The following is a 21,185-nucleotide window of genomic DNA, read 5'->3' on the forward strand; positions in this document are numbered from 1 at the left end:
ATCCGGCGTGCCCGATCCGTCGGCTTCTGCAAGCTCCGTCGGGCCTCTGGACAGCGTCCGCCGCCCCGGAGACGAGGAGCGAGAATGACGACGCAGTCCGACACGGTCACCCGCCTCGCCCAGCACCGTCGATACCTGATGTGCCGGCCCGAGCACTTCACGGTGTCGTACAGCATCAATCCGTGGATGGAGCCCTCGCGGCCCACCGACACCGCGAAAGCCGTACGCCAGTGGCAGGCGCTCCACGACGCGTACGTCGCGCTGGGCCACGAGGTCGAGCTCATCGACCCGGTGCCGGGTCTGCCCGACATGGTCTACACCGCGAACGGCGGTTTCATCGTGGACGGTCGGGCGTTGGGTGTCCGCTTCCGCGTCGACGAAAGGCGCGGCGAGGAGCGTCCGTTCATGGACTGGTTCGCCGCGCACGGCTTCGAGGTCGTCGAACCCGTCGAGGTTCAGGAGGGCGAGGGCGATTTCCTGCTCGTCGGCGACACGATCCTCGCCGGGACCGGGTTCCGCTCCGTCGGCGACAGCCACCGCGAGCTGGGGCGGGTCTTCGAGCGCGAGGTCGTCTCGCTGCGCCTCGTCGACCCGCGGTTCTACCACCTCGACACCGCGATCACCGTGCTCGATCCCGTCGAGGGACCGGGCGGCGTCGAGCGGGCCAACATCGCCTACCTCCCCTCCGCCTTCGACGACGGGTCGCGTCGGATCCTCGCCGAGCGCTATCCCGACGCGATCCAGGTGTCGGATGCCGACGGTGCCGTCTTCGGGCTGAACGCGGCCAGCGACGGACTCCACGTCTTCGTCTCGCCCCGCGCGAGCGCCTTCGCCGCGCAGCTCGAGGAGCGCGGCTACGTCCCCGTCCCCATCGACCTGTCCGAGCTGCTGCTCGGCGGCGGCGGCATCAAGTGCTGCACGCTCGAACTGCGCGGAGGTGCGCGATGACCGATCTCGATCTGCCCACGTCGGACGCCGTGATCTCGGCCGAAGAGGCCCACGTCGCCCACAACTACCACCCGCTCCCGGTCGTCGTCGCCGAGGGCGAGGGTTCGTGGGTGACCGACGTCGAGGGCAAGCGGTACCTCGACCTGCTGTCGGCCTACTCGGCGCTCAACTTCGGGCACCGGCATCCGGCCCTCGTCGCCGCGGCGACCGAGCAGCTCGGCCGGCTCACGCTCACGAGCCGCGCGTTCCACAACGACCGGCTCGGCGCCTTCGCCGCGGCGCTCGCCGAGCTGTCGGGCAAGGACATGGTCCTGCCGATGAACACCGGCGCCGAAGCGGTCGAGACCGGCATCAAAGTCGCCCGCGCGTGGGCGTACCGGGTGAAGGGCGTCCCCGAGGGGCGTGCCAAGATCCTCGTCGCGTCGGGCAACTTCCACGGTCGGACGACCACGATCGTCGGCTTCAGCGACGACCCGCAGGCGCGGGACGGCTTCGGCCCGTTCGCGCCCGGATTCGAGATCATGCCCTACGGGGATGCCGCGGCGCTCACCGCGGCAATCGACGACGACACCGCCGCGGTGCTGATCGAGCCCATCCAGGGCGAGGCCGGCGTCGTCATCCCGCCGGACGGGTACCTGCGCGCCGTCCGCGAGGCGTGCACGGCGGCGAATGTCCTCTTCGTCGCCGATGAGATCCAGTCGGGGCTCGGCCGGGTCGGCACGACGTTCGCGTGCGAGCGCGAGGGTGTGGTGCCCGACCTGTACCTGCTCGGCAAGGCGCTGGGCGGCGGCATCCTGCCGGTGTCGGCCGTCGTCGGCGACCGCGACGTCCTCGGGGTGATCCACCCCGGCGAGCACGGGTCGACCTTCGGTGGCAATCCGCTCGCCGCAGCCGTCGGGCTCGCCGTCGTCGAGATGCTCGCGACCGGAGACCTGCAGCGTCGCGCGCTCGCGCTCGGCGACCACCTGCGCGCGCGCCTCGAGCCGCTGATCGGCGCGGGTGTCACGGGGATCCGCGTCGCGGGCCTCTGGGCGGGCGTCGACATCGACCCGGCGAAGGGGGCCGGGCGCGAGGTCGCGGAGCGGCTCCTCGCACGCGGCGTCCTGGTCAAGGACACGCACGGTCAGACGATCCGCATGGCGCCGCCGCTGATCATCCGCGCCACCGAGATCGACTGGGCCGTCGAGCAGCTGCGCCTCGCGCTCGCGGACTGACCGCACGGCGAAACACTCCGGCAACACCGCCCGGATTAGGCTCGTCGCATGGGTGACCTCTTCGACGGATACGGCTCCACGCTGGCGCCTCGCAAGACCCCGTCCGGTATTCCGGCGTTCGACGAGATGTTCGCCGAGATCGCGCACCCGGGCGAGGCGGCCCGGTCCCGATCGTCGTATCGCGAGCTCTATCAGGCGCTCGCGCAGATGACCCAGGAGGAGCTGCGCGGGCGCACCGAATCGCTCGCCAGTTCGTACCTCGCGCAGGGCGTCACGTTCGACTTCGCGGGCGAGGAGCGACCCTTCCCGTTGGATGCCGTGCCCCGCGTCATCGCCTACGACGAGTGGTCGCGCATCGAGAAGGGCGTGCAGCAGCGCGTCCGCGCGCTCGAGGCCTTCCTCGACGACGCCTACGGGCACCAGCACGTCGTCCGCGACGGCGTGCTGCCGGCGAAGCTGATCGCGTCGTCGCAGTACTTCTACCGTCAGGCCGCCGGCATCCGTCCCGCCAACGGCGTCCGCATCCAGGTCTCCGGCATCGACCTCATCCGCGACGAGCACGGCGAGATGCGCGTTCTCGAGGACAACGTCCGCGTGCCGTCGGGGGTGAGCTACGTCATCTCGAACCGCCGGGTCATGGCGCAGACGTTGCCCGAGCTCTTCGTCTCGATGCGCGTGCGGCCGGTCGGCGACTACCCGAACAAGCTGCTGCAGGCGCTCCGCAACTCCGCCCCTCCCGGGGTCGACGACCCGAACGTCGTCGTCCTCACGCCGGGCGTCTACAACTCCGCGTACTTCGAGCACACGCTCCTCGCGCGGCTCATGGGCGTCGAACTCGTCGAGGGGCGCGACCTGGTCTGCCAGGGCGGCCGGGTGTTCATGCGCACGACGCGCGGACCGCGCCGCGTCGACGTCATCTACCGCCGCGTCGACGACGACTTCCTCGACCCGCTGCAGTTCCGGGCCGACTCGATGCTCGGCGCCCCCGGGCTCATGCTCGCCGCACGGCTCGGGAACGTCACGATCGCGAACGCGGTGGGCAACGGCGTCGCCGACGACAAGCTGCTCTACACGTACGTTCCCGATCTCATCCGGTACTACCTCGCCGAGGAACCGATCCTCAAGAACGTCGACACCTGGCGCCTCGAGGATCCGGGCGCCCTCGAAGAGGTGCTCGACCGGCTCGACGAGCTCGTCGTGAAGCCCGTGGACGGCTCCGGCGGCAAGGGGCTCGTCGTGGGCCCCGACGCGAGTCCCGCCGAACTCGACGCGCTCCGCACGAAGCTCCGCGCCGATCCGCGCGGCTGGATCGCACAGCCCGTCGTGATGCTCTCCACGATCCCGACCCTGGTCGACGACGGGATGCGTCCGCGCCACGCCGATCTGCGCCCCTTCGCCGTCAACACCGGCGACGAGGTGTGGGTGCTCCCCGGCGGGCTGACGCGCGTCGCCCTCCCCGAGGGGCAGCTCGTGGTCAACTCGAGCCAGGGAGGCGGCTCGAAGGACACCTGGATCGTCGGCGGCGACGCGCCGAATCGCGGCGAGTACGGGCAGTCGCAGTCCCTCGCCGGTCTCGTCGCCGAGCAGGCCACCGCGACCTCGGCCATCCCGATCATCTACGACGCACAGGACGAGCCGGATCACTCCCCGCAGGATCGGCCGCGCACGCTGTCCGAACAGCAGGAACAGCAGCAGCAGGGCAGTGACGCCGAGGGAGGGGATGAGGGATGCTGAGCCGCATCGCCGAGAGCCTGTTCTGGATCGGCCGCTACATCGAACGCTCCGACGGCACCGCCCGCATCCTCGACGTGCACCTGCAGCTCCTCCTCGAGGACCCGTGGATCGACGAGGACATCGCGTGCCGGTCGCTCATGGGCGTCATGGGTGCGACGCCCCCGAAGGGCGGCGGGGAGGTCACCCGCACCCACGTGCTCACACTCCTGGCCGTTGACCGGGTCAACCCGTCGTCGATCGCGTACTGCCTGCAGGCGGCCCGCGAGAATGCCCGTCGGGCGCGGGAGATCGTGTCGACCGAGCTCTGGGAGACGCTCAACACGACGTACTCCCGGATGCCGCGCCGCCTCAATGACGAGAAGACCCACGAGTTCTTCCAGTGGGTCCGCGAACGGGCCGCGCTCGCCGTCGGCGTCACCGACAACTCGTCGAGCCACGACGAGGCGTGGCAGTTCTTCACGCTCGGTCGGGCCATCGAGCGCACCGACATGACCGCGCGGATGCTGGCGACGAGGTCGCTGACCGAGGCATCCGGTCCGTCCTGGACGACCATCCTGCGCTCGTGCGGCGCGTACGAGGCGTACCTCCGGACCTACCGCGGGATGCCGAGCTCGCAGAACGCGGCGGAGTTCCTGCTGCTCGACCGGCTCTTCCCGCGGTCGATCATCCACTCGATCCGCACGGCCGAGCAGTGCATGAGCGCGATCGACCCCGTAGCCGATCGCGTCGGGCACTCCAACTCGGTGCTGCGGGCTCTCGGGCGTATGCGCAACGAACTCGAGTACCGCCCGATCGACGAGGTGCTCGCCGAGCTCCCCGCCCACATGCAGAGCGTGCAGTCGGTGACGCGCGAGGCGTCCGAGGCCATCCGGGCGCGGTTCTTCCCGACCCAGGCCGAACCCAGTTGGATCGGAGAGACCTCATGAAGCGCCTGCGCATCGAGCACACGACCGGTTTCGACTACCCGGGCGAGGTGGGGGCGTCGTACAACGAGGCGCGGATGCTGCCGACGACGAGCGACAGTCAGTTCGTCCTGAGCTCCCAGCTCGACATCGACCCGTCGACGAACGTGAACTACTTCGTCGACTACTTCGGCACGCGGGTGGCGGCCTTCGACGTGCTCGCCAAGCATTCGGCCCTGCAGATCACGGCGCGCTCGCTCGTCGAGGTGCGCGCACGGCCGCTGACCCACCCCGACATGTCGTGGGACGCTCTGGCGCGCGACGCTCAGCGGTCGATCGGCACGGTCGAGATGCTGTCGCAGACGCGGCGCACCGAGCCGCATCCCGAGGTAGCCGACCTCGCCGCGGGCATCGCCGCCCAGCACGAGAACCCCTCGCACGCGGCCCTGGCGATCGCGACGGCGATCGGTCAGGCCGTCGAGTACGTGCCGGGTGCGACCGAGGTGCAGTCGACCGGCGCCGAGGCATGGGCCGAGCGGAAGGGCGTGTGCCAGGACATGGCGCACATCGCCCTCGGCGCGCTGCGCTCGGTCGGCATCCCGGCGCGCTACGTGTCGGGATACCTGCACCCGAACCCCACCGCCGAGGTCGGCGTCCCCGTCATCGGGGAGTCGCACGCATGGATCGAGTGGTACGCGGGGTCCTGGCACGGCTTCGACCCGACGAACGACGCCGAGATCGGCGATCGTCACGTGACGGTCGGTCGCGGGCGCGACTACAACGACGTGCCGCCGCTGCGCGGCGTCTACGCGGGCCCGTTCAAGAGCCGTCTCGAGGTGAAGGTCCTCATCACCCGCGAGGCCTGATCGCGCGGACGAGGCTCCCCGTCAAGCGGGGGAGTCGTTCGGGTCGAGGGCTTTGAGGGTGTCCTCCTCGACGGCGTTGTCGGCATCGAGCTGATTCTCGGTGCCCTCGTCGCCGCCGGTCGGGTCGTCCTGTTCGGGGGTCGTGGATGCGTCGCTCATGGCGGTGACGCTACGCACCGCGGGCCGCGGCATCCGCCCCCTTGACAGTCGGCCGCCGAGGGGAGGGGCTCGGGGCCGGGACTTCCCCCGAAGTCGACCGGTCCCCGATCCGCCGAATCGAAGCCTGATCCGACGGTTCCCCCGTGGCATACGATACGGGCGGGAAGGCGCTCGAGCGCCGCGATCCGGCGCGGATACGGTCGTCGCCCCGGTCGGGCCTTCCGATCGGCCGCCGAGTTTCATCCGATTGAGTGAACCATTCCTCCACCGGCTCGACGTAACCGCTGAGAGGCGTCAGTCGTGGCATGCTCCTAGGCGACCCGCACCGAACCGGACCTCGCCGCATCACGGAAACACGCCCCGATGACTTCACCCCCGCTCGTCACGACCGACACCGCGAACTCGCACATCGCCCTGCAGGGATCCGCCCGCGCCTCGTGGTTCTTCGTCGTCGCTGTCTTCCTCACGACGGTCGTCCAGGCCCTCGTCTCACCGACCGTCGCGTTGCTCGAGGGAGGCCAGCCGTGGCCGCTCCCCGTGCCGGTCGGGGCCGTGTACGTCCTCCTGACCCTCGGCTGCGCCGTGCAGGCCGGCGTCCTCTTCCTGTCCCAGCGGCTGCCGCGCTCCACGATCGTCGTCGTCGTCGGCATCCACCTCGCCCTGGCGACGGGACTCTCGGTGCCGACGTGGCTCATGGGGATGTCCCTGCCGATCTCGGTGGCGATCTTCCTCGCGGCGACGCGGTTGGCCGCCGCCCGGGCCATCGCCTGGTGCGTCGTGGTGATCCTGGCCGAGTCCGTCGTCCTGCTCTGGTGGGTCATGACGACGGGTGCGAGCCTCACCGCAGCGGTCGGGTGGATGGCGGCCCAGGTCGTGTCGATGGCGGCCCCGGCGGTCGGCGGGACGGCGCTCGGCCTCTGGTGGTCGGTGAAGGCGAGACGGATGCGGGTGGCCCGGCAGCAGGCTGAACTCGCCGCGCGTGAGCACGATGACCGCGTCGCCGATGCGCAGCGCCGCGAGCGGGCCCGGATCGCGCAGGAGCTCCACGACATCGCCGGGCAGCACCTCGCAGGACTCATCACGCTCGCCGACGCCGCCCTGAAGGTCGCGCCGACGCACGCCGGCCAGGCGTTGGCGTTGATGCAGGACGTCCGCGACGAGGGTCGGTTCGCGGCGGCGGGACTCGCCGGAGCCCTCGCGGATCTGCGCGCAGGCGACGTCGGCCCGTCCGACGCCACGCAGGACCTGCGGCATCTCGAGGAGCTGGTCGGCTTCTGGCGTGCGCGTGGTGTCGCCGTCGCGCTCACGGCGACCGGCGATCTCGACTCCCTTCCCGCCGTGGTCTCGGCGACGGCGTTCCGCTGCACGCAGGAGGCGCTGACGAACGCCGCGAAGCATGCGCCCGGGGCGCCGGTCGACGTCCGGATCTCGCGGAACGCCGACAGCATCGCCGTCACGGTCTCGAACGGACCCGCCGTCCCGGTCGGCGACCTGTCCGGCATCGGGCTCGGGTGGGGCCTCGGCGGCATCCGTGAGCGGGTCGAGATCCTGGGCGGCTCGTTCTCGGCAGGAGCGGATGCCGGTGGCGGCTGGACCCTGGCCGTCGGCATCCCGGTCGCCTCGGACGAGGGGACGGCGCCGTGACCGCCCCGCGTGCGCCGATCCGGGTCCTCATCGCGGACGACAACAGGTCGGTCCGGAAGGGCCTCCGCCTCCAGCTCGAAGCCGCCGGCGGCATCTGCATCGTCGGCGAGGTCGGCAACGGTCTCGATGCGGTGCGCGTCGCGCAGGCCGAGACGGTGGACGTCGTGCTCATGGACATGCAGATGCCGGGCATGAACGGCGCGGATGCCACGCGGCGGCTGCTCGCTGCCGAGGGCGACGTGCCCGCGGTCATCGTGATGACGAGCTTCGCGGTCGACGGCTACATCACCGACGCGATCGACGCGGGCGCGGTCGGATACCTCCTGAAGAGCTACGACTCCGACCAGGTGGTCGCCGCCGTCGAGGCCGCGGCACGCGGCGAGTCGATCGTGTCGCCGCGTGCCATCGCACCGGTTCTCCGGGAGTTCGTCCGACGGCGCGGCCCCGATCCGGACGTCGAGCGGCTCGCCTCGCTGAGCCCCGCGGAGCGGCGCGTGGTCGCCCTGCTCGCCTCGGGGATCACCGCGAACGAGGCGATCGCGGCATCGCTGCACGTCTCCGTCCACACGGTGCGGACGCAGTTGCAGTCGGCGCTGCGCAAGGTCGGCGTCGCGGACCGGACGCAGCTCGCGCTGTGGGGTGTCCGCAACCGGCTCGACTGACCTCGGGCTGCGCGGGAGTCGATTCAGGGACGCGGGCGGGCCGCGGCATCCTTCCGCGTCGCGATGTCCGTATCGGGGAGCCGGATCGGGGTGGTCCCCGCGACCTCGTCGCTGAACTCCTCGGGAGCGACGACGCTGATGGGCCGCGTCTCGTCGATCGTCACCGCGAACCGGCGCGACTCGTGGCGGTGCAGGCGGCCCGAGAAGAGCAGCCAGCCGCCGCCGACGGCGAAAGCGATGAGGGCCGCGGCCGCGCCGAGCAGGATGGCGGCGCGCGGGCCGAAGGCATCCGCCACCCAGCCCACGATGGGTGCGCCGAACGGCGTGCCGCCCATGAGGATCGCCATGTAGAGCGCGAGCACGCGTCCGCGGAGCGCCGGCTCGGTCGTCGTCTGCACGTACCCGTTCGCGGTCGTCAACGTCGTGACGGTCGAGAAGCCGATGAGCATGAGCGTCGCGGCGTAGGCGATGTAGACCGGCATGGCCGCCGACAGCGCCGATGCGACCGCGAAGAGTCCGAGCCCACCGATCACCAGGCGCAGTCGCGCCCGGTCGCGGCGGGCCGCCAGGAGGGCGCCGGCGAGCGATCCGATCGCGAGGATCGAGCTCAGCACTCCGTAGCCGTCGGCGTTCTGCCCGAACTCGAGGGCCATCGTGGAAGCCAGGATCGGGAAGTTCATGCCGAATGCGCCCAGGAGGAACACCATGATGAACGTCACGACGAGGTCGGGCCTGCCGCCCACGTAACGCAGGCCGTCAGCCATCCGTGACGCGGTCCGGAGCTTCGGGCGCGGTACGAGTTCGGCGGGGCGGATGAGGATCAGCGCCACGAGCATCGCGAGGAATGTGAGGGCGTTCACCATGAACACCCATCCGGTGCCGACCGCGACGATCACGATGCCGGCGACGGCGGGCCCGATCATGCGGGCCGTGTTGAAGGATGCCGCATTCAGTGCGACGGCGTTCGAGGCGTTCTCACGTGCGACGAGGTCGGAGACGAAGGCCTGTCGGGTCGGGTTGTCGAAGGCGGCCACGATCCCGAGGGCGAACGCGAAGGCGTACATCGTCCACAGGTTCATGCTGCCCGTGAGCAGGAGGACGCCGATGATGAGGCCGAGCAGCATGAGCGAGCCCTGCGTGAAGAACAGGAGCTTGCGGCGGTCGAACCGGTCGGCGACGAGACCGGTGACGCCGACGAGCAGCAGTGGGGGAGCGAACTGCAGCGCCATCGTGACGCCCATGGCCGTCGCGTCGTTGTCGGTCAGCTGCGTCAGCACCACCCAGCTGAGGGCGGTCGACTGCATCCACGCGCCCACGTTCGAGACGAGGGCGCCGATGAACCAGACGCGGTAGTTGAACACCGAGAACGAGCGGAACATGGCGGAGCTCATCGGCCGGCCACCTCCTGCATGATCGCAGCGGCCTTCGCGAGCGTCGCGCGCTGCGCGGCGCTCAGTTCCTCGAACGCGTGCTCGAGCCACGAATCGCGCCGGCGGACGGTCTCGACGACCACCTCGCGACCCGGCTCGGTGAGGTCGATGACGACCTTCCGGCGGTCGCTCTCGTCGGGGGTGCGGGTGAGGTAGCCGAGTTCCTCGAGGCAGTTCACGGTGCGGTTCATGGACGGCGCCGAGACGCGCTCACGCTCGGCGAGCTCGCCGAGCGTGTGGGGCCCGTGCACCTTGAGGCCGGCGAGGACGGCGAACTGCCCGTCGCTCATCGTGTCGACGGCGCGCTGCGAGCGGAGGCGCCGCGCGAGACGGAAGGTGGCCATGCGGAAGTCGGATGCCGCGAGCGCGAGCTCCGTCGTCGAATCGTCCGTCGTCGAGGTCTCGGGTGCACTGCTCATTTTCGTTAGCATAACTCATTAGTCTGGCTAAGAGCTTGGAGTCCGGCATCCGCCGACCGCGTCAGCGCCCTAGGATTCGAGCCATGCCCGAGTTCATCGATGCACACGGCATCGCGATCGTCTACGACGTCCACCCGGCGCAGGGCAACCCGCGCGGCGTCGTCCAGCTCCTCCACGGCGTCGGCGAGCACGCCGGCCGCTACGGCAGCACCATCGCCGCCCTCACCGCCGCCGGCTTCATCGTCTACGCCGACGACCACCGCGGCCACGGCCGCACGGGACTGCGCCAGCACGGCGGCGATCACTCCCGCCTCGGGCGGCTCGGCCCCGGCGGCCTCCGCGCCACCGTGGCGGGACTGCAGCTGTTCACGCGCGTCATCCGCGACGAGAACCCCGGGCTCCCGCTCGTCCTCCTGGGGCATTCGTGGGGGTCCTTCCTCGCGCAGAAGCTCGTGAACGCGGACCCCCGCGCGTACGACGCCGTCATCCTCTCGGGCTCGTCCCTCCTGTGGCCGGGGGACTTGAACGCCGCGCCCCTCAACAAGCGCTGGGCAGGACCGGACGCCACCGGCGTCGAATGGCTGTCGACGGATGCCACGGTCGGCCGTGCGTTCCTCGACGACCCGCTCACGACCACGGTGCCCCTGCTGAAGCTCTTCGGTCCGGTCGACACCCTGCGCCTGATCGGCAAGCCGAAGCGCGACCTCGGCGTCGACGTCCCCGTGCTCCTCATGGTCGGCCGTGACGACCCCGTCGGCGGACCGCGGAGCGTCCACCGCCTGGCCGACGCGTACCGCACGCGCTCCGGCCTCACCGACGTGACGACGCTCGTGTACCCCGAGGCGCGCCACGAGATCTTCAACGAGCGCTGCGCGCCGGAGGTGCACGCCGACCTCGTCGCGTGGCTCGACGCGCGCATCGCGCGGCGGGACGCGGCATCCGTCCCCGAGAGTGGATCCGCACCCGCTGCGGGCACGGGAGAATAGGACCATGCACGGCGAGTACAAGGTCCCTGGCGGCAAGCTGGTCGTCGTCGACCTCGAGGTGGAGGACGGCCGCATCGCGGACTTCCACCTCGCGGGCGACTTCTTCCTCGAACCCGACGACGCGCTGGCCGACATCGATGCGGCGGTGACGGGTCTGCCCGTCGAAGCCGACGTCGCGACGATCGCCGCCGCCGTCCGCGGCGCGCTCCCCGAGGGGGCGCAGCTGCTCGGCTTCACGCCCGAGGCCGTCGCCACCGCCGTCCGCCGCGCGCTCATCGTCGCACCGGGCTGGGCCGAGTTCGAGTGGGAGGTCGTCCACGAGAAGGCCGTCTCGCCCGCGATGAACCTCGCGCTCGACGAGGTGCTGACCGCTCGCGTGGGCGACGGTCGACGCACCCCCACGCTCCGCATCTGGGAGTGGAACGAGTCCGCCGTCGTCATCGGATCGTTCCAGTCGTACCGTAACGAGGTCGACCCCGAGGGTGCCGCGAAGCACGGCTTCCAGGTCGTCCGACGCATCTCCGGCGGCGGCGCGATGCTGATGGCCGCGAACTCGATCGTCACCTACTCGCTGTACGTGCCGGCATCCCTCGTCTCGGGCATGACCTTCGCAGACTCCTACGCGTTCCTCGACGACTGGGTGCTGCACGCGCTGCGCTCGCTCGGGATCGACGCGACGTACCAGCCGCTCAACGACATCGCATCGTCGAAGGGCAAGATCGGCGGCGCCGCGCAGAAGCGCCTCGCCAACGGGGGAGTGCTGCACCACGCGACCCTGAGCTACGACATGGATGGCCAGGTGCTGACCGAGGTCCTGCGCATCGGACGCGAGAAGCTCTCCGACAAGGGCACGGCATCGGCGGCCAAGCGCGTCGACCCGCTCCGCAGCCAGACCGGCATGGCGCGCGCCGACATCATCGAACGCTTCAAGGAGACGTTCACCTCGCTCTACGGCGCGAAGGCGGGCTCGATCTCCGAGGAGGAGTACGCCGAGGCCGAGGCGCTCGTCGAGTCGAAGTTCTCGACGGACGCCTGGCTGCGCCGCGTTCCGTGACCGTCGAGATCCATCTCGGCGACAACCTGGAGGTCGCCCGGCGCCTGCCGGACTCCTCGTTCGCGCTCATCTACCTCGACCCGCCCTTCAACACCGGGCGTACCCAGGAGCGGGCGATCGAGTCCGCGGTCCGCACGGAGGGGTTGCAGCCCGATCCCGACGCGCCCGCGCCGGCCGTCGGTCCGGTCAAGGGCGGCTTCCGCGGCGCGTCCTACGCCCGCACGCGTGGCGCGTTGAAGCTGTACGACGACCGGTTCGACGACTACTGGGGGTTCCTCGAGCCCCGGCTGCGCGAGGCGTGGCGGCTCCTGGCCGACGACGGCACCCTCTACGTGCACCTCGACTACCGCGAGGCGCACTACGCGAAGGTCATGCTCGACGCCGTCTTCGGTCGGGAGTGCTTCCTCAACGAGCTCATCTGGGCGTACGACTACGGCGCGAAGTCGCGCAAGCGCTGGCCGAGCAAGCACGACACGATCCTCGTCTACGTCAAGGATCCGTCGGCGTACTTCTTCGACTCGGATGCCGTCGACCGAGAGCCCTACATGGCTCCGGGGCTCGTCACCCCCGAGAAGGCTGCTCGCGGCAAGCTGCCGACCGACGTCTGGTGGCACACGATCGTCCCGACCTCGGGGCGGGAGAAGACCGGCTACCCGACCCAGAAGCCCGAGGGCATCCTGCGGCGGATCGTGCAGGCGTCGAGCCGGCCGGGCGATCGGGTGCTCGACCTCTTCGCCGGCTCGGGGACGACCGGCGCGGTCGCCCACGCGCTCGGCCGCGACGCCGTGCTCGTCGACCACAGCCCCGAGGCGCTCGCCGTCATGCAGGCGCGCATCCCCGAGGCCGTCGTCGTCGGCTGAGCCCCGGCATCCGCTCGCCTGTCACGACGCGCCGTCGGCGGGCGCGGTTCGGGACAGGGGAGCGTCGTCAGGGGCGACGGATGCGGGGAGCCGCAGCGCGCAGGCGCGACACGTCGGCGTCGTCGAGGAGCTCCCGCGGCACGATGATCGCCGGTCCCGTGAGTCCGGTGATCCGCACCATGACCGAGTTCGGCGCCGTCGAGACGCGCCAGATGGCGGATGCAGCGACCGTGAGGCTCGTGGCCGAGGTGGTCACCGTCAGGCCGGCGTCGGTCGCCGCGACGGTGAGGCGGTCTCCGTGCGGGTAGATCCCCTCGATGACGCGGGCGAGTTTCTGCGACCCCATCCGGCGGACGGAGAAGAGGGCGATGACGAGGACCACGGCCCAGAACCCGGCGATCACGAGGGAGCGGAAGTTGCCGTTCAGGGCGAACATCCCGACGCCGAGCAGGAGGAACAGGGCGATCCCGGCCGCCCATAGCCCGGGCTCCTTCGTCCGCTGATGGTCGCGTGCCAGGCGTGCGGTGACCGCACGGTCGATGACCATCGACTTCCCCGTCGTCGTCTCCTGCACTGCGGCATCCGCCATGGCGACCCCCTCGCTCGTGCCTTCATCGTGGCATGCGGCCTGTCCACGCACCAGCGCCGGCAGCCCACCCGGCGACGGGCGGACTGCCGACAGGAGGCATCAGGCCTGCAGGAACCCCAGCAGCGCCTCGTTGACCTCGGCGCCGTGGGTCCACAGCAGGCCGTGCGGGGCGCCCTCGATCTCGACGTACGTCGCCTCGGGCAGGAGCTCGCGGAACCGCCGCGCGGTCGCGTCGATCGGCAGGATGTTGTCCGCCGTGCCATGGACGATCAGTGCCGGAACGGTGACGGCGGGGATGTCGCCGCGGAAGTCGGTCGGCCACGTCAGGGGCGCGGCGGCGATGGCGGCGTTCCCCGCCTGGTTCGCGACGGCGATCGACGCGTCGACGGCCTCCTGCGAGATGCGGTCCCCGAGGTAGTCGTCGAGGTTGTAGAAGTCCCGGAAGAACCCGGTCAGGAATGCATACCGGTCCTCGGCGACGGCAGCCGCCGTTCCGTCGAAGAAGGCTTGGTCGCCGGCGCCGTCGGGGTTGTCGTCGGTCTTCAGCAGCCACGGCTCGAGCGAGCCGAGGAAGGCGACCTTGGCGATGCGGTCCGCGCCGTAGCGCGACAGGTAGCGTGCGATCTCGCCGGTTCCCATCGAGAAGCCGACGAGCACCGCGTCGGTGAGCTCGAGTTCCTCGATGAGCGCGTGCAGGTCGGCGGCGAAGGTGTCGTAGTCCGAGCCCGACGCCGTCTTCGTCGACGCGCCGAACCCACGGCGGTCGTAGGCGATGACGCGGTAACCGGCCTCGAGGAGCGCGGCCTGCTGCTTGCCCCAGGACTCCCCGTTCAGGGGGAACCCGTGGATCAGCACGACGGGCTGGCCCGATCCCTGATCGGTGTAGAAGATGTCGACGTCGACCGAGTTCTCGGTCCCCACGGTGATGTGCGCCACAGCGGCTCTCCTTCCAGCCGGAGCGAACCTCCGGCGACACCTCGACGCTACGGTCCGCGCGGCTGCCCGGCCAGCGGTTGACGGATCCTTCGTCCGTCGTTCACCGCCCGCCCGCCGGTACCGTGGCCTCATGGCGTCGATCGACCTGAACGCGGACCTCGGTGAGACCGTCGACGGCGTGCCGACCGCCGACGACGAGGCGATGTTCGCGGTCGTCTCCAGCGCGTCGGTGGCCTGCGGCGGACACGCCGGTGACGCCGCGTCGATGACGGATGCCGTCGCCCGCGCGACGGCTGCGGGCGTCGCCGTGGGCGCACATCCCTCCTTCGTCGATCGGGCCGGCTTCGGCCGTGTCGCGCGCGCCGTCGCGCCCGACCTCCTCCGCACGCAGGTGCGCGAGCAGATCGGCGCGCTCGTCGCCGCCGGCGCCGACCTCCGCTACGTGAAGCCGCACGGTGCGCTCTACCACTCCGTCACGGTCGATTCCGCGTCGGCGGAGGCCGTCGTGGCCGCCGTGGCCGACATCGCCCACGACCTCGGCAGGCCGCTGCCGTTGCTCGGGATGCCGGGTGTCGTCGTCGGGGCCGCGGCGGCCCACGGCATCCCGTTCCTCGTCGAGGCGTTCCTCGACCGCGGCTATCTGCCGTCCGGCGCGCTCGTGCCCCGCGGCGAAGCGGGCGCCCTGCTGCACGACGCCGACGCGGTCGCCGCGCGGGCGGTCCGGCTCGCCGGCGACGGGCTGGTCGACGCGGTCGACGGGTCGACGCTCCGCGTGCAGGCGGCCTCCCTGTGCCTGCACGGCGACACCGCGGGGTCGGTCGCCATGGCCCGGGCGGTGCGGGCCGCGCTCGACGCGGCGGGGGTCGCGGTGCGCGCCCCGTGGTGATCCGCCCGTTCGGCGACAGTGCGCTCCTCGTCGAGGTCGACGGGCTCGCGGATGTCCTCGACCTCCACGCGCGACTCGCCGAGGCGCCCCCACCGGGCGTGCTCGATCTGGTCCCGGCGGCACGGACGGTGCTCGTGCACGTCGACACCGCCGTCCTCCCGCTGTCCGCAGCCCGCACCTGGATCACGGCGGGGGAGAGCGCCGAGAGGCGCACCGGCACGTCGCCGGCGCCGAGCGAGGTCGAGCTCCCCGTCGCCTACGACGGCCCGGACCTCGCCGAGGCGGCATCCCTCGTCGGTCTCTCACCCGACGCGCTCATCGGGCGGCACCTCGCGGCGCGGTGGCGCGTCGCGTTCACCGGCTTCGCGCCCGGGTTCGGGTACCTCGTCAGCGACGACTGGAACCTCGACATGCCGCGACGGGCGACGCCGCGCACCCGCGTGCCCCGCGGCGCGGTGGCGCTCGCCGGCGGGTTCACCGGCGCCTACCCGCGCGAGACCCCCGGCGGGTGGCAGCTGATCGGCACGACGGACGCGCCCCTGTTCGACCCGAGCGCTGCCGAGTCCGTCCTCCTCCGCCCCGGATCGCTCGTGCGATTCCGCCGCGTCGCCTCGGTGGCCGTCGCCGCGCCCGCGCAGGCCGTCCGGCCGGCGGGACCCCACGCGTTCGACGTCGTCGACCAGGGCGCCCTCGCGACGGTGCAGGATGCCGGTCGCCCCGGACGCCTGGCCGACGGGATCGCCCTCTCGGGGGCGGCCGACCGTCCGGCGTTCGCGGCTGCGAACCGGCTCGTCGGCAACGCCGAGGGTGCTTCGGCGATCGAGATCACCCTGGGCGGTTTCCGCGCGACCTCCTCCCGCGACCTCTGGATCGCCGTGACGGGTGCGTGGGGCCCGGTCCGCATCGCCGACCGTGAGGTCGACGCCTACCGCCCGGTGCTGTGGCCGGCCGGCACCGACCTCTCGATCGGCGCGTTCCGGGCCGGCGTGCGCGCGGTCCTGGCCGTGCGCGGCGGTGTCGCCGCGGCAGCGGCGCTCGGGTCGGCCGCGACCGACTCGCTCGCCGGGCTCGGGCCGGCGCCGCTGCGCGCGGGCGACGCGGTCGCGACGGCGGATGCCGCGCGGCATCCGGTCCCCGCAGTGGACCTCTGGCCGTGGACGCCGCCGCCCGATGTGCTCGAGGTCGCGATCGCCGCGGGGCCTCGCGCAGCGTGGTTCACCCCCGAGGCGCGTCGGGCGCTCGTCGAGAGCCGGTGGGTGGTCGGGGCGCGGGCGGATCGCGTCGGCATCCGCCTCGATGGTCCGTCGCTCACGCGGACGCCGGGCGCGGTGGGGCGCGAGCTCCCGAGTGAGGGGATGCTGCCGGGCGCCGTGCAGGTGCCGCCCGACGGCGTCCCGGTGATCCTCGGTCCCGACGGTCCGGTCACGGGTGGATACCCCGTGATCGGTGTCATCACGGCGGCGGGCCGGGCGGCGCTCGCGCAGGCTCGGCCGGGCTCTCATCTTCTGGTGCGGAGCGCAAGCCCCCGCCGGTGACACGCCCCGCCGCGTAGGGTCGGCGGCATGTCCCTCCGCCGCGCCTCCGCCGTCCTCCTGCTCCTGGCGGGACTGGGTCTCGCCGGATGCGCCGCGGAGTCCGCTCCGCCCGCCGAGTCGAGCCAGGCGGCTCCCGAGAGCGACGCCGTCGAGTTCGCGCCGGCGTCGGGCGACGTGATCACCGCGGAGCAGTACACACTGACCCTGCCCGAGGGATGGGGCTACCCCGACGGTGCTCCCGACGGCTTCGACGAGACGACCTTCGCGGCCGACCTGACCATCGAGGACGGCTACCGCGACAACGTCAACATCCTGGTCTCCCCCGGGGGAGAGGTGACCTCCGAGCAGGTCGAGGAAGCGGGGGTCGCCCAGCTCGAGGAGGCCGGCGCGTCCGACGTGAAGGCGCTCGAGCGCGTCACGGCAGCCGGCTCCGAGTCGGCCCACCTGTCGGCACGCGTCGAGCAGGGGGAGACGCCCTACGTGATCGACCAGTTCTACCTGGTCAACGCGGGACAGACCTACATCGTGACGTTCGCGTCGGATGTGGAGAAGTCGCAGGAGGAACGGGACGCCCTCGCGCAGTCCGTCCTCGTGACCTGGCAGTGGACCTGACCCACGCCCGCGAGTTATACCGCAGCCCGTCGAACTCGTCAACGATTCGACTGGACACGGCGCGTCGCGCGTCCTATAGTGGGTAGTTGCGCTCCCCTCTACTTGCCCTCATATGGTGGTCGGCTTGTGCCTGCGCCCCCGACGGTCTCCGTCGGCGCGCGCCGCAGGCGTTGACGGGAGTACTCCACCTGACGACAAGGAAAACCAGCCCTCCCCGGGCTCACGGAGGTAATCCCCTTGGCTGCTGCGCGCAACGCAACTTCCACCACCACCAACAAGAACGGTCGCGGAGCATCCCGCCTCTCGTTCGCCAAGATCTCCGACACGCTGGAGGTCCCTGACCTCCTCGCGCTGCAGACCGAGTCGTTCGACTGGCTCGTCGGCAACGAGGCATGGAAGGCACGCGTCGCTCAGGCGCAGGCCGAGGGCCGCACCGACGTGCCCGAGATCAGCGGCCTCGAGGAGATCTTCGAAGAGATCTCGCCGATCGAGGACCTGGGCGAGACCATGCAGCTCTCGTTCACGAACCCGTACCTCGAGCCCGAGAAGTACTCCATCGAGGAGTGCAAGGAGCGCGGCAAGACCTACGCCGCCCCGCTCTACGTCGAGGCCGAGTTCATGAACCACCTCACGGGTGAGATCAAGACGCAGACGGTCTTCATGGGCGACTTCCCGCTCCAGACCGCCAAGGGCACGTTCATCATCAACGGCACCGAGCGCGTCGTCGTCTCGCAGCTCGTGCGTTCGCCCGGTGTCTACTTCGACAAGACGCCCGACAAGACCTCCGACAAGGACATCGTCTCGGCGCGCGTCATCCCCAGCCGCGGTGCGTGGCTCGAGTTCGAGATCGACAAGCGCGACCAGGTCGGCGTCCGCATCGACCGCAAGCGCAAGCAGTCGGTCACCGTCTTCCTGAAGGCCCTCGGCCTGTCGAGCGAAGACATCATGCAGGAGTTCGCGGGCTTCAGCTCGATCGAGGAGACCCTCGAGAAGGACACCATCCTCACGAAGGAAGATGCGCTCCGCGACATCTACCGCAAGCTCCGTCCGGGCGAGCAGGTCGCCGCCGAGGCCGCCCGCGCGCTGCTGGACAACTTCTACTTCAACTCGAAGCGCTACGACCTCGCCAAGGTCGGTCGCTACAAGATCAACCAGAAGCTGGGCATCGACAAGGCCCTCAGTGACTCGGTCCTGACCGTCGAGGACATCGTCGCGACGATCAAGTACCTCGTCCGTCTGCACCGCGGCGACGTCAGCTACGACGGCGTCCGCAGCGGCAAGCCCGCCGAGATCCGCCTGGACGTCGATGACATCGACAACTTCGGCAACCGTCGCATCCGTGCCGTCGGCGAGCTCATCCAGAACCAGGTCCGCACCGGTCTGTCCCGCATGGAGCGCGTCGTCCGCGAGCGCATGACCACGCAGGACATCGAGGCGATCACGCCGCAGACCCTGATCAACGTCCGCCCCGTCGTGGCCGCGATCAAGGAGTTCTTCGGAACCTCGCAGCTGTCGCAGTTCATGGACCAGAACAACCCGCTCGCGGGTCTGACCCACAAGCGTCGCCTGTCGGCGCTCGGCCCCGGTGGTCTGTCGCGTGAGCGCGCCGGCGTCGAGGTCCGTGACGTCCACCCCTCGCACTACGGCCGCATGTGCCCGATCGAGACCCCGGAAGGCCCGAACATCGGCCTGATCGGTTCGCTCGCATCGTTCGCTCGCATCAACGCGTTCGGCTTCATCGAGACGCCGTACCGCCGCGTCGTGGGCAACAAGGTCACCGACCAGATCGACTACCTGACGGCGGCTGAAGAGGCCGACTACGTCGTGGCCCAGGCCGGTGTCGAGCTCAACGCCGACGGCACGTTCGTCAACGACCGCATCCTGGCCCGTCGCGGTCAGGGCGGCGAGGTCGACCTGTTCCCCGTCGACGAGATCGGCTACATGGATGTCTCGCCGCGCCAGATGGTGTCGGTCGCGACCTCGCTCATCCCGTTCCTCGAGCACGACGACGCGAACCGCGCCCTCATGGGTGCGAACATGCAGCGTCAGGCCGTCCCGCTGCTGCGCAGCGAGTCGCCGATCGTCGGCACCGGTATGGAGGGCTACGCCGCCATCGACGCGGGTGACGTCCTCACGGCTCAGAAGGCCGGTGTCGTCTCCGAGGTCTCGGCCGACGTCGTCACCGTCCAGCTCGACGAGGGTGGCACGCAGGACTACTTCCTCCGGAAGTTCGACCGCTCCAACCAGGGCACGTCGTACAACCAGCGCGTCGTGGTCTCGGCCGGTGAGCGCGTCGAGGTCGGCGAGGTCATCGCCGACGGTCCCGCCACCGAGGAGGGCGAACTCGCCCTCGGCAAGAACCTCCTCGTCGCGTTCATGACGTGGGAGGGTCACAACTTCGAGGACGCGATCATCCTCAGCCAGGAGCTCGTCAAGAACGACACCCTCTCCTCGATCCACATCGAGGAGTACGAGGTCGACGCTCGCGACACCAAGCTGGGCAAGGAGGAGATCACCCGTGACCTCCCCAACGTCAGCCCCGACCTGCTGAAGGACCTCGACGAGCGCGGCATCATCCGCATCGGCGCCGAGGTGCGTCCCGGCGACATCCTCGTCGGCAAGGTCACGCCCAAGGGCGAGACCGAGCTCTCGGCCGAGGAGCGCCTGCTCCGCGCGATCTTCAACGAGAAGAGCCGCGAAGTCCGTGACACCTCGCTGAAGGTTCCCCACGGTGAGCAGGGCACGATCATCGCCGTCAAGGAGTTCAACGCCGAGGACGGCGACGACGAGCTCGGCTCGGGCGTCAACCGCCGCGTCGTGGTCTACATCGCCCAGAAGCGCAAGATCACCGCGGGCGACAAGCTCGCCGGTCGTCACGGCAACAAGGGCGTCATCGCGAAGATCCTGCCCGTCGAGGACATGCCGTTCATGGCGGACGGCACCCCGGTCGACGTCGTCCTCAACCCGCTCGGCATCCCCGGTCGAATGAACTTCGGCCAGGTCCTCGAGACCCACCTCGGATGGGTCGCGAAGCAGGGCTGGAAGGTCGACGGCTCGCCGGAGTGGGCTGCGAAGCTCCCCGAGCAGGCTCGCGAGGCCGCTCCCGGCACGAAGGTCGCCACCCCGGTGTTCGACGGCGCGTTCGAGGAGGAGATCGCAGGTCTCCTCGACTCCACGAACCTGACCCGCGACGGAGAGCGTCTCATCGACAGCTCCGGCAAGGCGAAGCTGTTCGACGGTCGCTCCGGTGAGCCGTTCCCGGCCGGCATCTCGGTCGGTTACATGTACATCCTGAAGCTGCACCACCTTGTCGACGACAAGATCCACGCACGCTCGACGGGCCCCTACTCGATGATCACCCAGCAGCCGCTCGGCGGTAAGGCCCAGTTCGGTGGCCAGCGCTTCGGTGAGATGGAGGTCTGGGCGCTCGAGGCCTACGGCGCCGCATACGCGCTGCAGGAGCTGCTGACGATCAAGTCCGACGACATCGTGGGCCGCGTCAAGGTCTACGAAGCGATCGTCAAGGGCGAGAACATCCAGGAGCCCGGCATCCCGGAGTCGTTCAAGGTCCTCATGAAGGAGATGCAGTCCCTCTGCCTGAACGTCGAGGTCCTCTCGGCCGACGGCACCGAGGTGAACCTGCGTGACAGTGACGACGAGGCCTTCCGTGCAGCGGAAGAGCTCGGCATCAACATCTCCACCCGGTTCGAGTCGACGTCGATCGACGAGATCTGACCCGTACCGGCAAC

General features: G+C 70.6%; 19 protein-coding genes. 14 read left to right on the top strand and 5 right to left on the bottom strand.

The annotated features are described in order from the left end of the window. The first annotated feature begins 84 nt into the window (after window positions 1–84). Genes ddaH through AC4NN1_RS12060 form a run of 5 tightly spaced genes read left to right on the top strand, consistent with a single transcriptional unit; the run spans window position 85 to window position 5,664 of the window. Window positions 85–948: a dimethylargininase gene (gene ddaH / locus AC4NN1_RS12040; protein ID WP_491955453.1), complete on the top strand. Its 864-nt coding sequence runs from the start codon at window positions 85–87 to the stop codon at window positions 946–948. Next, window positions 945–2,162 carry an ornithine--oxo-acid transaminase gene (rocD, locus tag AC4NN1_RS12045; RefSeq protein WP_018187419.1) on the top strand — a complete coding sequence of 406 codons (1,218 nt, stop codon included), beginning with the start codon at window positions 945–947 and terminating at the stop codon, window positions 2,160–2,162. Before ddaH ends, rocD begins: the two co-directional genes overlap by 4 nt. 48 nt (window positions 2,163–2,210) lie before the next feature. Further along, the gene (locus tag AC4NN1_RS12050) at window positions 2,211–3,896 is read left to right on the top strand and encodes a circularly permuted type 2 ATP-grasp protein (RefSeq protein ID WP_018187418.1); all 1,686 of its coding nucleotides are present in this window, start codon (window positions 2,211–2,213) and stop codon (window positions 3,894–3,896) included. Beyond that, window positions 3,890–4,822 (top strand): alpha-E domain-containing protein, encoded by a 933-nt coding sequence (locus tag AC4NN1_RS12055; protein WP_018187417.1) that lies wholly within the window; start codon window positions 3,890–3,892, stop codon window positions 4,820–4,822. The genes AC4NN1_RS12050 and AC4NN1_RS12055 overlap by 7 nt, the downstream gene beginning before the upstream one ends. Next, window positions 4,819–5,664 carry a transglutaminase family protein gene (locus tag AC4NN1_RS12060; RefSeq protein WP_018187416.1) on the top strand — a complete coding sequence of 282 codons (846 nt, stop codon included), beginning with the start codon at window positions 4,819–4,821 and terminating at the stop codon, window positions 5,662–5,664. The genes AC4NN1_RS12055 and AC4NN1_RS12060 overlap by 4 nt, the downstream gene beginning before the upstream one ends. Before the next feature lie 21 nt (window positions 5,665–5,685). Here AC4NN1_RS12060 and AC4NN1_RS12065 read toward each other — a convergent pair whose 3' ends face one another. After that, on the bottom strand, window positions 5,686–5,823 hold the full coding sequence (locus AC4NN1_RS12065; RefSeq protein ID WP_018187415.1) for a hypothetical protein: 138 nt from the start codon (window positions 5,821–5,823) through the stop codon (window positions 5,686–5,688). Window positions 5,824–6,186: 363 nt separating this feature from the next. On the opposite strand from AC4NN1_RS12065, the gene AC4NN1_RS12070 reads away from it, so the two are divergent. Together AC4NN1_RS12070 and AC4NN1_RS12075 are read left to right on the top strand one after the other, a co-directional pair. Next, window positions 6,187–7,467: a sensor histidine kinase gene (locus AC4NN1_RS12070; RefSeq protein WP_020098620.1), complete on the top strand. Its 1,281-nt coding sequence runs from the start codon at window positions 6,187–6,189 to the stop codon at window positions 7,465–7,467. Beyond that, window positions 7,464–8,129: a response regulator transcription factor gene (locus AC4NN1_RS12075; protein ID WP_020098621.1), complete on the top strand. Its 666-nt coding sequence runs from the start codon at window positions 7,464–7,466 to the stop codon at window positions 8,127–8,129. Before AC4NN1_RS12070 ends, AC4NN1_RS12075 begins: the two co-directional genes overlap by 4 nt. Before the next feature lie 23 nt (window positions 8,130–8,152). Here AC4NN1_RS12075 and AC4NN1_RS12080 read toward each other — a convergent pair whose 3' ends face one another. Both AC4NN1_RS12080 and AC4NN1_RS12085 read right to left on the bottom strand, forming a co-directional pair. Beyond that, window positions 8,153–9,520: an MFS transporter gene (locus AC4NN1_RS12080; RefSeq protein WP_311859859.1), complete on the bottom strand. Its 1,368-nt coding sequence runs from the start codon at window positions 9,518–9,520 to the stop codon at window positions 8,153–8,155. Next, window positions 9,517–9,978 carry a MarR family winged helix-turn-helix transcriptional regulator gene (locus tag AC4NN1_RS12085; protein WP_018187384.1) on the bottom strand — a complete coding sequence of 154 codons (462 nt, stop codon included), beginning with the start codon at window positions 9,976–9,978 and terminating at the stop codon, window positions 9,517–9,519. Before AC4NN1_RS12085 ends, AC4NN1_RS12080 begins: the two co-directional genes overlap by 4 nt. Window positions 9,979–10,061: 83 nt before the next feature. On the opposite strand from AC4NN1_RS12085, the gene AC4NN1_RS12090 reads away from it, so the two are divergent. From AC4NN1_RS12090 to AC4NN1_RS12100, 3 genes are read left to right on the top strand one after another with little or no spacing between them, the layout of a single operon-like run. Next, window positions 10,062–10,964: an alpha/beta fold hydrolase gene (locus tag AC4NN1_RS12090; protein WP_491955454.1), complete on the top strand. Its 903-nt coding sequence runs from the start codon at window positions 10,062–10,064 to the stop codon at window positions 10,962–10,964. A gap of 4 nt (window positions 10,965–10,968) precedes the next feature. Then, window positions 10,969–12,018: a lipoate-protein ligase LplAB gene (gene lplAB, locus AC4NN1_RS12095; RefSeq protein ID WP_018187382.1), complete on the top strand. Its 1,050-nt coding sequence runs from the start codon at window positions 10,969–10,971 to the stop codon at window positions 12,016–12,018. Further along, window positions 12,015–12,878 (top strand): DNA-methyltransferase, encoded by an 864-nt coding sequence (locus tag AC4NN1_RS12100; RefSeq protein WP_491955455.1) that lies wholly within the window; start codon window positions 12,015–12,017, stop codon window positions 12,876–12,878. The genes lplAB and AC4NN1_RS12100 overlap by 4 nt, the downstream gene beginning before the upstream one ends. A 67-nt stretch (window positions 12,879–12,945) precedes the next feature. On the opposite strand, the gene AC4NN1_RS12105 is transcribed toward AC4NN1_RS12100, so the two are convergent. After that, on the bottom strand, window positions 12,946–13,467 hold the full coding sequence (locus AC4NN1_RS12105) for a YcxB family protein (protein ID WP_491955456.1): 522 nt from the start codon (window positions 13,465–13,467) through the stop codon (window positions 12,946–12,948). 99 nt (window positions 13,468–13,566) lie between these two features. After that, window positions 13,567–14,403, bottom strand: coding sequence for an alpha/beta fold hydrolase (locus AC4NN1_RS12110; RefSeq protein ID WP_491955457.1), 837 nt, complete (start codon window positions 14,401–14,403; stop codon window positions 13,567–13,569). Window positions 14,404–14,533: 130 nt separating this feature from the next. Here AC4NN1_RS12110 and pxpA point away from each other — a divergent pair, with 130 nt between their 5' ends. From pxpA to rpoB, 4 genes are all read left to right on the top strand, one after another. Beyond that, window positions 14,534–15,289 (top strand): 5-oxoprolinase subunit PxpA, encoded by a 756-nt coding sequence (gene pxpA / locus AC4NN1_RS12115; protein WP_491955458.1) that lies wholly within the window; start codon window positions 14,534–14,536, stop codon window positions 15,287–15,289. Then, on the top strand, window positions 15,283–16,824 hold the full coding sequence (locus AC4NN1_RS12120; protein ID WP_491955459.1) for a 5-oxoprolinase subunit B/C family protein: 1,542 nt from the start codon (window positions 15,283–15,285) through the stop codon (window positions 16,822–16,824). The genes pxpA and AC4NN1_RS12120 overlap by 7 nt, the downstream gene beginning before the upstream one ends. Window positions 16,825–16,851: 27 nt before the next feature. Next, window positions 16,852–17,436 carry a hypothetical protein gene (locus AC4NN1_RS12125; RefSeq protein ID WP_491955460.1) on the top strand — a complete coding sequence of 195 codons (585 nt, stop codon included), beginning with the start codon at window positions 16,852–16,854 and terminating at the stop codon, window positions 17,434–17,436. A gap of 237 nt (window positions 17,437–17,673) precedes the next feature. Further along, complete coding sequence (rpoB, locus tag AC4NN1_RS12130) at window positions 17,674–21,171, top strand: DNA-directed RNA polymerase subunit beta (RefSeq protein WP_018187375.1); 3,498 nt, start codon at window positions 17,674–17,676, stop codon at window positions 21,169–21,171. Window positions 21,172–21,185: the final 14 nt, after the last annotated feature.

Source organism: Microbacterium sp. MDV22-iso44 (genome assembly GCF_058629135.1).

Bases quoted from the DNA above. Each gene is read 5' to 3' on its own strand.
- ddaH (WP_491955453.1), top strand. From the start codon at position 85: ATGACGACGCAGTCCGACACGGTCACCCGCCTCGCCCAGCACCGTCGA.
- rocD (WP_018187419.1), top strand. From the start codon at position 945: ATGACCGATCTCGATCTGCCCACGTCGGACGCCGTGATCTCGGCCGAA.
- AC4NN1_RS12050 (WP_018187418.1), top strand. From the start codon at position 2,211: ATGGGTGACCTCTTCGACGGATACGGCTCCACGCTGGCGCCTCGCAAG.
- AC4NN1_RS12055 (WP_018187417.1), top strand. From the start codon at position 3,890: ATGCTGAGCCGCATCGCCGAGAGCCTGTTCTGGATCGGCCGCTACATC.
- AC4NN1_RS12060 (WP_018187416.1), top strand. From the start codon at position 4,819: ATGAAGCGCCTGCGCATCGAGCACACGACCGGTTTCGACTACCCGGGC.
- AC4NN1_RS12065 (WP_018187415.1), bottom strand. From the start codon at position 5,823: ATGAGCGACGCATCCACGACCCCCGAACAGGACGACCCGACCGGCGGC.
- AC4NN1_RS12070 (WP_020098620.1), top strand. From the start codon at position 6,187: ATGACTTCACCCCCGCTCGTCACGACCGACACCGCGAACTCGCACATC.
- AC4NN1_RS12080 (WP_311859859.1), bottom strand. From the start codon at position 9,520: ATGAGCTCCGCCATGTTCCGCTCGTTCTCGGTGTTCAACTACCGCGTC.
- AC4NN1_RS12085 (WP_018187384.1), bottom strand. From the start codon at position 9,978: ATGAGCAGTGCACCCGAGACCTCGACGACGGACGATTCGACGACGGAG.
- AC4NN1_RS12090 (WP_491955454.1), top strand. From the start codon at position 10,062: ATGCCCGAGTTCATCGATGCACACGGCATCGCGATCGTCTACGACGTC.
- lplAB (WP_018187382.1), top strand. From the start codon at position 10,969: ATGCACGGCGAGTACAAGGTCCCTGGCGGCAAGCTGGTCGTCGTCGAC.
- AC4NN1_RS12105 (WP_491955456.1), bottom strand. From the start codon at position 13,467: ATGGCGGATGCCGCAGTGCAGGAGACGACGACGGGGAAGTCGATGGTC.
- pxpA (WP_491955458.1), top strand. From the start codon at position 14,534: ATGGCGTCGATCGACCTGAACGCGGACCTCGGTGAGACCGTCGACGGC.
- AC4NN1_RS12125 (WP_491955460.1), top strand. From the start codon at position 16,852: ATGTCCCTCCGCCGCGCCTCCGCCGTCCTCCTGCTCCTGGCGGGACTG.